The 11,003-nt window shown below is 70.9% G+C and carries 5 protein-coding genes; 1 reads left to right on the top strand and 4 read right to left on the bottom strand.

Annotated features, from left to right (window positions below; all coding sequences use genetic code 11):
- From FE633_RS27720 to FE633_RS27710, 3 genes are all read right to left on the bottom strand, one after another.
- Positions 1 to 2,880: non-ribosomal peptide synthetase (locus tag FE633_RS27720; RefSeq protein ID WP_138047913.1), on the bottom strand; the 2,880-nt coding region annotated here is incomplete at its 3' end.
- A gap of 86 nt (positions 2,881 to 2,966) precedes the next feature.
- Positions 2,967 to 6,911 carry an SDR family NAD(P)-dependent oxidoreductase gene (locus FE633_RS27715; protein ID WP_138047912.1) on the bottom strand — a complete coding sequence of 1,315 codons (3,945 nt, stop codon included), beginning with the start codon at positions 6,909 to 6,911 and terminating at the stop codon, positions 2,967 to 2,969.
- Positions 6,908 to 7,693, bottom strand: coding sequence for a thioesterase II family protein (locus FE633_RS27710; protein WP_246113857.1), 786 nt, complete (start codon positions 7,691 to 7,693; stop codon positions 6,908 to 6,910). Before FE633_RS27710 ends, FE633_RS27715 begins: the two co-directional genes overlap by 4 nt.
- 663 nt (positions 7,694 to 8,356) lie before the next feature.
- On the opposite strand from FE633_RS27710, the gene FE633_RS27705 reads away from it, so the two are divergent.
- Positions 8,357 to 9,067, top strand: coding sequence for an AfsR/SARP family transcriptional regulator (locus FE633_RS27705; protein WP_246113856.1), 711 nt, complete (start codon positions 8,357 to 8,359; stop codon positions 9,065 to 9,067).
- A gap of 101 nt (positions 9,068 to 9,168) precedes the next feature.
- Here the strand turns inward: FE633_RS27705 and FE633_RS27700 are convergent, their stop codons facing one another.
- A complete protein-coding gene (locus FE633_RS27700) occupies positions 9,169 to 10,737 on the bottom strand; it encodes a tryptophan halogenase family protein (RefSeq protein ID WP_138047910.1) in 1,569 nt (522 codons plus the stop codon).
- Positions 10,738 to 11,003 lie beyond the last annotated feature (266 nt).

Genomic DNA, 11,003 nt, shown 5'->3' with positions numbered 1-11,003 from the left:
GTTCGGCGCCAACGGCAACCGGTCCAACACCACAAACGCCGACGGCACCATGAACTCCGGCAACCGCCCCGCCACAAACTTCCGCAACTCCGGAACCGACACACCCGCCGTCAGATCGACGTGCAGATCGCCGATGCTCTCGGCGGCGCCGGGGTCCGTGCCGATGACGCCCACCGGGACGACGTAGCCGACGAGTTGTTTGGCGCCGGCCCGCTCGTGGACGGTCACCACCGCCTGGGCCACACCCGGGTGGGCGCTCAGGGCCGCCTCCACCTCGCCCGGCTCGATCCGCAGACCACGGATCTTCACCTGACCATCGCCACGACCGACGTACTCCAGACGCCCCTCACGATTCCAGCGCGCCAGGTCACCCGTGCGATACATCCGCGACCCCGCCGGACCGAACGGATCCGGCACGAACCGCTCCGCCGTCAGCCCGGGCCGACCGTAGTAGCCGCGTCCGACCGCACCGGCGACGTACAACTCGCCGACGACGCCCGGCGGCACGGGGACGAGACCCGGACCCAGCACATAGGCGCGCATGTTGCCCAGCGGCTCGCCGATCGGGACGCCGTGCGAGGCGTCCCAGTCCTCGCCCGCGTCCACCGTGAACGTACCGGCGTAGAAACTCTCGGTCTGGCCATAGCTGTTGACCACGCGCACGCCCGGGAAGGCCTTGCGGGCCCGTTCCACCAGTGACGGCGGCAGCGCCTCGCCCGCGAACACCAGCGTGTCCACACTCGTCTTGCCGACGATCTGGTCGAGCACCTCGGAGAAGACCGAGGGGACGGAGCTGATCACGCTGCCGAGCCAGCCCTCACGCTCCCCCAACTCCAGGACGTCGCGTACGACTTCGACGCTGCCGCCGGTGGTGAGTGCCGTCATGATCTCGAACACCGACACGTCGAAGTTGATGGACGTGCCCGCCAGCATCCGGGAGCCCGGGCCCACTCCGACGACCGTGGCGAGGCGCAGCACACCGTTGACCACGCCGTGGTGGGTGATCGCCACGCCCTTCGGGGTGCCCGTGGAGCCCGAGGTGTACATCACGTACGCCAGGTTGTCCGGACGCAGGTCCACCCCGAGGGCGTCCTCAGCGGGGCCCGCGTCGGCGCCGTCCAGGTCCAGATCGTCCAGGAAGACGGAGGGTATGTCGTGCTCCGGCAGCACCGGCGCAGTCTCGGCGTCGGTCAGCAGCAGCGCCGGACGGGCCTGCTCCAGCACCACGCTCAGCCGCCGGCTGGGGAACCGCGGGTCGATCGGCAGGTACGCGGCCCCGGACTTCATGATGCCGAGCATCGCCACGACCAGATCGGCCGACCGCGGCAGCGCGAGCCCGACCAGGAACTCCGTGTCCACGCCCCGTTCCAGCAGGGCCCGCGCCAGGCGGTCGGCCCGCTGGTCGAGCTGCCGGTACGTCAGCGACACCTCGCCGCACTGCACGGCGAGCGCGTCCGGTTCCACGGCGAGCTGCTGCTCGAACAGCTCGGGGACCGTCAGCTCCGGCGTCGGCGCCGCCGAGCCGGCGAACCGCGCGAGCCGCTCGCGCTCGCCCGGCAGCAGGACGTCCACCGACCCGACCGACCGGCCCGGATCGGTCCCGAAGGCCCGCAGTATCCGGAGGAAACGTGCCCCGATGTCCTCCACCGTGCCGCGGTCGAAGAGATCGGTCGCGTACTCCAGGACGCATCGCATGCTGTCGTCGGCGGGGTCGACGGCGAAGTTGAACTCCAGGTCGAACTTTGCCGTGCGGGTGGGCACGGCCTCCAGCGCCCCCGTCACGCCCGGCAGGTCCAGGTCGATGCGGTCGCTGCTCTGCCAGGTGAACATCACCTGGAACAGCGGGTGGTACGCGGTGGAGCGCTCGGGGTTGAGCAGTTCCACCAGCCGCTCGAACGGCGCCTCCTGGTTGTCGTACGCGGACAGGGCCTTGTCCCGCACCCGCCCGAGCACCTCCTCGAACGACGGGTTGCCGGACAGATCGGCGCGCAGCACCCAGGTGTTGACGAAGAAGCCCACCAGGTCGAGGAGCGCCTCGTCGGTGCGTCCGGCGACGGTGTTGCCGAGGGGAATGTCATCGCCCGCGCCGAGGTGGTGCAGCAGTACGACCAGCGCCGCCTGCATCACCATGGGCGTCGTCGCGCCGTGCGCCCGCGCCAGTTCTTCCGCCGCGGCCACCAGCTCCGGTTCGACGGCGAAGTCCACCATGTCGCCGCGGTGGCTGATCACCGAGGGGCGGGGCCGGTCGGTGGGCAGCTGCAACTGCTGGACCGCGCCGGCGAGTTCGTCCTGCCAGTAGCGCAGCTGGGCGGACAGGACGCTCTCGGGGTCGCTCTCGTCGCCGAGCACCTCGCGCTGCCACAGCGTGTACTCCCGGTACTGCACCGGCAGTTCGGGCCAGTCAGGCGCCTGTGACCCGAGGCGTGCCCGGTACGCGTCCGCAAGGTCCTGGGTGAGCGGCACCATCGACTCGCCGTCGGCCGCGATGTGGTGGATGTTGAGGACCAGCACGTACTCCTCCGGCCCGGAGCGCACCACCGTGGCGCGGACCGGGATCTCGGAGGAGAGATCGAAGGTGTGGGCGACCGCCTGCGACACCGCGGCGTCCACCTCGTCGGGTCCGGCCTCGACGAGGGGGACGTCGACGCGCAGCTCCTCGGCCGGGACGACCCGCTGCGCCGGCACTCCGTCGTCGTCGACGACGAACACCGTGCGCAGGCTCTCGTGCCGGACCACCACGTCGCGCAGCGCCGCCGCCAGCGCGTCCCGGTCGAGCTTTCCGTGCAGGCGCGCCAGGAACGGGATGTTGTACGTCGCCGACGGCCCCTCGAAGCGGTCGATGAACCACAGGCGCCGCTGTGCGAAGGACAAGGGGATCACTTGGTGTCTACTCCTCGATCAGTCGTCCTGCCCAGACGGCTGCTCGGCCGCAGGACACCACTGGTGACGGGCTGTCGGTCGGCCGGTCAGCCGGCCTTGTGCTGTTCGATCACCGCGGCCATGCCCTCCACGGTCGGTCGCTCGTAGAGCTCCTGCGTCGTGATGCGCACGCCGAGCTTCTGGTCCGTCAGGGCGAGCAGCCGGGTGGCCCTCAGCGAATTGCCGCCGAGCTCGAAGAAGGACTCGTCCCTGCCGATCTCGGGGCGGGCCAGGGCATCGGACCAGATGAGGGCGAGGGCGCTCTCCAGCTCGGTCTGCGGCGGCGTGAACCGCCTGGTCGGCCGGTCCGCTGCGGAGTCGAGCAGAAGCTGGGCTGCGTCCACGGCGCCGTAGGCGTCTCGCGGGATGCGGGGGACGTCGGCGACGCGCACCGGCACCGGGCAGTCGGCGGCGCTCGCGGCGACGGCCGCCCGCAACGCCTCCTGGTCGGCGCCGTCAGCGACATACGCGAGGAGGACCTCGCTCACCCGGAGTTGCTGCGGCACCAGCTCCTCGACCATCGCCGGATTCCTCAGGTCCAGGCCGATGACCGTGTAGGGGCCGGGCAGCGCGGTCGCGTCGAGGAAGAGCCGCAGGCCGGTGTCCGGGTCGATGGTCCGGAAGCCGCGGTGCTCGGCTGCGGTGGACGACTGGCCCCGGTTCATGCCGACGCCGGTCCACATGCTCCAGGCGAGCGTGTGCACCTGACGCCGGCGTTCGTGGTGCCAGTGATCGGCGAAGCCGGTGAGGAAGCTGTTGGCCGCGGAGTAGGCGCCGAAGGAGTGCCCGCCGAACTCGCCGTTGACGGAGCCGAAGAGCACCAGCGACGCCTTCGGCCGCGTTTCCAGGACCTGGGCGATGGCCAGCGTGCCGGAGACCTTGGCGTGGTACTGCTCGGCGTAGGTCTCCGCGGTCTCGTTCACGAGGGTGTGCTGTTCGAGGTCGGCCCACTGCCCCGTGGGGTCGGCGGCGGCCAGGTGCAGTACACCGTCGAGCGGGCGGCCCCAGCGGTCCTCCGCCGAGGAGACCGCGGTGTGCAGCGCGGCCGCGTCGGCGACGTCCAGCTGCTCGTAGACGACCTGTCCGAGGTGGGACAGCTCGGTGAGCCGGGCAGCTTTCTCGCCTTCGGCGGGCGAGCGGCCCACCAGCAGCAGGCGGATGCCGAAGCCGGCGACGAGATAGGCGGCGATGTCGTGGGCGATACCGCCGAGTCCGCCGGTGACCAGGTACAGACCGCCCGGGATCACGGGCTGCCCGGCCGGGCTCGCCGCGGCCTGCGCGGTGTCCTCGGTGAGCGGGGCCAGCTTCGGCTCCAGACGGCGTCCCTGGCGTGCGGCGACCAGCCCGGTGCGCTCGCGGTCGGCGAGTTCGGCGTGGACGGCCCGCGTCCAGGTGCCCGGATCGGCGGGCAGGTCGAGGTGCCGGACCGGCAGCGGGGCGGCCTCGCTGACCGCCGTGCGGACGAGACCGGGCAAGGCGCAGACGCCCAGGTCGACGCGATCGCCCGGGCGTGCGTACAGCGCGCCCGAGGTGAGGACGAGAACCTGCGGGTGCCCGAACTCCCCGTCGGCGAGCGCCGCGATCAGCGCGGTCAGCTCGGCGGTGGCGGCCGTCAGGCGTTCGGCGGGCTCCCCGTCGAGGGACAGCGGCAGCGCGTGGACGACGGAGGAGATCTCTCCGTGCTGTGCGGTGACGGCCGCCAGCAGCCGGCGCAGCGCCGCGCGGTCGGCGGCCGGCACGCGGTAGCGCACGGGTGACTGGGCCGCGAACACGTCGCCCCTGCGGACCGCGACGACCGCCCCGTCGAGGTCCAGACGCTCCAGGTCGTCGTCCTCGGCGAGAACCAGCCGGACACCGGAGGCGCCGTTCTTACCGACGGTCGTGCCGACGGTCATGCCGGCGGTCATGCCGGCGGTCGTGGGCGCGTCCGTTCCCGCACCCGGACCCGCGGTCGTGCCCGCAGTCGTGCCCGCATTCCCGGCGAGCTCCACCCACTGGCGCCCGAAGAACCAGGTGTCGTCCCCTTGTTCCTCGGCCGCGGACCCGGTCACCCGGTCGGCGAACCGGCCGGCCCGGAAGTCGGCCACCAGCGCCGCCCGCTGGATCTTCCCGCTCGCGGTTTTCGGGAACTCCGCCTCGGTGACCGGAACGATCAGGTCGGGGGCGATCCCGGACTCGCGGACCAGGACGGCCCGTACCTCCTCGGTGGTCCGCGTCAGGGCGCCGGTGTCCCAGTTCACGGGTACGAAGAAGACGACCAGCTGGTCGGTGGCGGCACCGGGCTCACGGACACCCGCGGCGGCGGAGAAGGTGACGCGCACCCCGTCCACCCGCTCGACGACGCTCTCCAGCTCGTGCGCCATGTAGTTGATGCCGCGGACGATGATCTGGTCCTTCCTGCGGCCCGCGATCACGACCTCGCCGTCGCGCACGAACGCCATGTCGCCGGTGCGGAACCAGCCGTTGTCGTCGTACGCCTCCCGGTTGGCCTCCTCGTTGCCGAAGTAACCGGCCATGACGGTGCGTCCGGTGATGCGCAGCTCGCCCATCCGGCCCTCGGGCAGCACCGTTCCGGAGTCGTCCACGACCCGGAGGCGCACCCCGGGGATCGGCCGGCCGACGCGGGACAGGACGACGGCGTCCGGGTCGCCCGGGTCGAGGTGGCGGATGGTGTCGGTGAGCGAGGCCGGGTCGATGGCGACGGTGCCGGCCGTACGGTCGTCGAGTGTCTGCCGGCTGTAGGTGACGCCGGAGCAGGTCTCGGACATGCCCCAGCACGGGGACATCGCGTCGGCGGGCAGCCCGTGCGGGCCCAGGAGTTCCAGGAACCGGTGGCTGGTCGAGGCGATCACCGGCTCACCGGCGTTGCTGATCTCGCGCAGACAGGACAGGTCCCAGGAGCGTTCCCGGATCTCGTCCGCCCGCTCGTTGACCAGTGCGAAGGCGAAGTTGGGGGCCCAGGTGTTCGTCGCGCGGTAGTGGTCGGCCCAGTCGAGCCAGAGCAGCGGATCGGCGAGGAAGTGGTCGATCTTGGCGTTGACGTGCAGACAGCGCAGGAACACGTCGCGGACGTTGTAGTAGGCGACCGTGACGTGGTCGAACGGCATCCAGATGAGGCTGATGTCCTCGCCGGTGAGCCCGCAGTGCTGCGCGACCGCCATCGACCGGGCCACCACGCTCGCGTTGGTGTGCTGCACGCATTTGGGCACACCGGTGCTTCCGGAGGTGAGCAGGTTGAGCACCGGGGAGTCCGCCGTCGCCGGGAACCAGTCCTGGTCCGCGGGGTGCCCGGCGAGCTCCTCGACCGTCAGGATGCGTACGTCCGGCTCGTCCCAGAGCTCCCGCACACCGGACAGGGCGCCGGCGGTGGCGGCGTCGGTGACCAGGACCGGGTGGCCGAGCAGATGCCAGGCGCCCCGCAGCTTGCGGTTCGTCTCGTTGGCGGAGGTGTACGTGGTCGCGACGGCGACCGGGGTCGGCACGAAACCGCCGAGGACACAGGCCCAGAACGCGGTGAGGTAGCCGCGGTTGTCGTCGAACACGAACAGCGCGGCGTCGCCGGGCCGCAGGCCCGCGGCGCGGAAGCCGCCGAGGACGTGCTGGGCCTCGTCGAGCAGCTCCGGGTAGGTCTGCAGGACGTCGTCGTGGCCCGCGGTGATGTAGACCGTGCCCTTGTCCGGAGCCAGCTCGGCCGCCAGCCGCAGGCCTTCCTGGAGCGTGGTGGGCGCGCCGTCCGGGATGTCGATGTCTCCGCCGTACAGATCGGCCGCGGGGAGGGCGGCTTCGTCCGCGTCGGCCGTATCGTCCGCGGCGGCCACCGGTGCCTCGGCCGACTCCGGCTCCGGCTCCGGCTGCCGCACGGCCCGCACCGGCTCGGTCGCCCGCACGCCCTTACGGGCGACGGCGGCCGCGTCGTCGACGCCGGGTACGGCCCTGGCGGCGTCGGCGAGAGCCTGCAGGACATCCTGTCCGAGCACATCGGGGGAGGTCATACGCTTCTCCGGTTCGTCGCGGGCGTCAGCACCTTGCGTCCGATGAGGGAGACCACCTCGGTGGACAAGTCGAGGAAGTAGAAGTGGCCACCCGGGTAGAACTCCGTGCCGAACTCCCCGGTGGTGTGGTCGCGCCACCGCTTGACCTCGTGCAGCGGGGCCCGTGGGTCCGACTCGCCGGAGAGCACGGTGATCGGGCAGTCGAGCGGGGCGCCCGGCTCCAGGCGGTGCCGCTCCCAGAGCGTGAAGTCCGCCCGCAGGGTGTAGAGCATGGACTCCATGACGTCGTCGTCCTCGGCGATCTCGGGCTCGATGCCGCCGAGTTTCAGGATCTCGGCGCGGAAATCGTCGTCGGACAGCTCGTGCAGCCGGCGGACCTCGGATGCCCCGGGGGCCGGCTGCGCGGAGAGGAACAGGTGCTCGGGGCCACGGCTGCCGCGCGCCCGCAGCGCCCTGGCCAGCTCATAGGCGAGGGTGGCGCCCGCGGAGTGCCCGAAGAAGGCGTACGAGCCCTCGAGCACCGGGCGCAGGGCGTGCGTGAGCACGCCGATCAGGGGGCCCACTTCGGTGAACGGGTCCTCACCGATGCGGTTCTGACGGCCCGGCAGCTGTACGGCGACCAACTCGATCTCCGGCGGCAGCAGTTCGGCCCAGTCGGCATAGGCGGGGGCGCCGGCACCGGCATGCGGGAAGCAGATCAGTCGGTGGGTGGCTCCCGGTCGTCTCGCTCGCCAGATGTAGGGGCTCTCGGGGGCCAGTTCCTGACTTTCCAACGGCATCATCTGCGGGCTACTCCTCGCTCGACTCACGCAGCCTGGGGCCGGCCACTCGCCATGGCGAGGCGGCCCAGCACGCCGCTCAGTACGGCGACGGTCTTGTGGCGGCGGTGATTCGGCAGCGTGATTCTGACAGCGTGATCTGACAGCGGTGATTTTGATCGAAAACCTGTGGAACGCGCGGCTCGTGAAAAGGGGCGGAAGAGGGTCACGCCACCGTCGGCGACATCATTTCCCAGGCAGAAAGATTCAGCAAAGACGCCATCGCCATCAACGTATACGCTCCCCCCGTCGCGAAAATCTGTCAGTGCCGGGCCGGAAATCAAGCCCGCATGACGTCCCATACCTTCAGCCCTGCGAGCGGCCGGAGTCAAGCATCTTCAGCGCACCCGGGGAACGCCCGCCACGGCGCCCGTGCGCGCATGGAACCAGCTCCACAACCAATTCGACACAAGCACCGATACGGACCGGAGAACGGTGTCCTGCCGACAGGACACCGGCCGAGTCCCCGGCATCCGAGGGATCATGAACTCGGCCTCATGGACACCGAAGCGACCCCCGGGCTAATTGATGGTGCGCAACACGGCGCTCTTCCCTGCGGATCTACGAGGTATTTCAATGGAGTTCGGCATTCTGGGACCTGTGTCCGTGCGGGCCCGCGGAGCGGAAATGCGACTGGACGGGGAGAAGCAGCGAACGGTCCTGGCGGCGCTGCTCATCGCCGAGGGCTCCTTCTTCCCCGACGCGGAGCTGAGCTGGCTCCTGTGGGGCGACCGTCCGCCCGCCACGCACACCGCGCAGATCTACAACTACGTCTCGCGGCTGCGCCGAACGCTCGGGCCCGACGTGGGCATCTTCCGCCGCCCGCACGGCTATCTGATGCGGATCGGCACCGCCTCCTTCGACCTCCTGCGGTTCCGTGACCTGGCCGGGCAGGGGCAGTCGGCGATTCTCGCCGGGAAGTACGAGGAGGCCGGGGACCTGCTGCGCGACGCCCTCACGCTGTGGCGCGGGCCGGTACTCGCCAACGTCTCGGAACACCTCGCGGGTTCGGAGGGACCGCCGCTCGAAGAGGCCCGGATCTCCGTACTGGCCGGCCGCGTCGAGGCGGACCTCGCGGTCGGCAGACATCCGCAGGTGCTGCCGGAACTGACCCGGCTCGTCGACCGGCACCCTCTGCATGAACGTTTCCGCGCCCAGCTGATGACGGCGCTGTACCGGTGCGACCGCCAGGCCGAGGCGCTGGCCCTCTACGACCACGGCAGGCGACTGCTGGGCGACGAACTCGGCGTCGAACCGGGGCCGTTGCTGCGCGAGGTCCACCGCGCCATCCTCGCCTCTGACCCCTGTCTGCACCGCCCCTTGGACCAGTGGCACTAAGTCGCTCAGCCACTCGGCCGCTCAGCGGCTCGGCCACTCAGCCACTCACCGGCTCAGCCACTCGGCCACTCGGCCACTCGGCCGCTCAGCGGCTCAGCGGCTCACCCACTCATCAAGCTCATCTGGGTGATGTACTCATACGGCGTGGGCAGCGTGCCGACCAGCCCCTGCGCCTCGTCCCGTACGGCCGCGAACTCCCTGCGTGCGGCCGTGTCGTCGACCAGTGTGATCGCCGTCGACGGGCGCAGCGGGATCGCCCCCGTGCCCAGCAGAAGGCAGGCGTAGGCGTGCGGCGGCAGCCCCTGGTGGTACGGCGGGACGAGCTCCGCGCCCGGCGGACGCACCCGCCAGCGGGCGATGCGCTCCGCGAGCGCGTCGGGCACCGGCCGGGTCTTGGCGTCCCGCCAGTACTGCGTGTGATCGCGCGCGGCACCGTGGTAGTGCAGCGTCAGGAACTCCCGCGCCCCGTCCATCACCCGGCTGACGGAGGCGTTGTAGCTGTCCCTCAGCTTCGGGTGCCAGTCGGCGGCCGGGAAGTGCCTGACCAGCTGTTCCAGCGCGTGATGGACGAAGGAGGCCCCGGTCGCCTCCAGCGGCTCGACGCGGCCGCCCGGCGCCCCGACCGCCACGCAGTTGTGCTGCCACGCGCGCAGGCTGCGCCCGACGAGCAGCGGGGCGTGGACGGCCTCGACGCCGGCCGCCTCCGGCCCCACGGACTCGCGCAGCGTGCGCTCGGCCTCCTCGGGCGTGCAGTACTCCCGCGCGTACACGTATCCCGTACCGATCCGGCTGAACAGCGGGATCGTCCAGATCCACCCCGACCCGCGCGCGGCCACCGTCGTGTACGGCGGGATGCCGCGCGCCTTCATACGGGTGGGCACCCGCAACGTGACCACGCTGTCGTTGGGCAGTGTGTCCTGGTAGGACAGGTAGGGCACCTTGAGCGCCTTGTGCAGAAGCAGTCCCCGGTCGCCCGTGCAGTCGACGAACAGGTCCCCGTGGATCTCCCCGTGCTCCTTCGTGACCACGTGCTCGATCCAGCCCCGCGCGTCCAGGCGCACCTCCAGGACTTCATCGGCGAGGTACCGCACGCCCCGCCCCACCGCGTACCCGGTGAGGTACCGGGCGAGCGCCCCGGCCTCGAAGTGATAGCCGTAGGGGCCCGCAGCACCACCCCAACCGGCCGGCGCACCGTCCGGCCCTGCCGACGCACCGCCCAGCCCGCCGGCCGCCGATCCGTCCAACTGCCGTGGGCTGCGTCCGGCGTCGCACAGCCACGCCGCGACGAAGCAGTCCCGGTCGAACCGCCCGCTGGGCCCGTTGTGCAGCCACCACTCGGTCAGGGGGAAGCCGGCCACCTCCCGCGTGTCCTCGAACGGAAGGTAGAAATGCTGCTCGGGGCGGTTCCAGTCCTGAAAGCGGACGGCGAGCTTGTACGTGGCGTCGCAGGCCGGCATCCAGTCCTCTTCCTCGAGGCCGAGGAAATCGAAGAAGCTCCGGATGTCACCGAGGGTCGTCTCGTCGTTCTCCGCGGCGGCGCTGCCGGGCTCGTCCTCGACCAGCGTGACCGAAATCCGCTCGCGGAATGCTGCCTTCAGATACGCGGCGGTCATCGAGCCCGCGATGCCTCCGCCCACGATCACGACGTTTTCCGGGTTCTGCGTACTCACGACAGCACCTCAGTTCCTGTGTTCACTTGTGACGCAGTCCAGTTTCCCGCTCAGGCCGTAACTGTGGCATTCACTTCTATGCGGCCTCTACATCAGCGGCGCCTCGCGTAATTCTTCGGCGAGGACAGGAGACTGACGCTTTCCTTGCGTCCGCCCGATGTCCTGTCGACAGGACATCGGGCGGACGCCGGGCAGCTGACTGGTCAAGGGCGGGGTGCGGTGGCGATGATGACGAAGCCGGTGATTCCCGGACCGCCCCGCCAAGG

This window comes from Streptomyces montanus (assembly GCF_005786655.1).
In the GTDB taxonomy this organism is placed as follows: domain Bacteria; phylum Actinomycetota; class Actinomycetes; order Streptomycetales; family Streptomycetaceae; genus Streptomyces; species Streptomyces sporangiiformans.
This window is presented reverse-complemented; position numbering and strand designations above follow the sequence as displayed.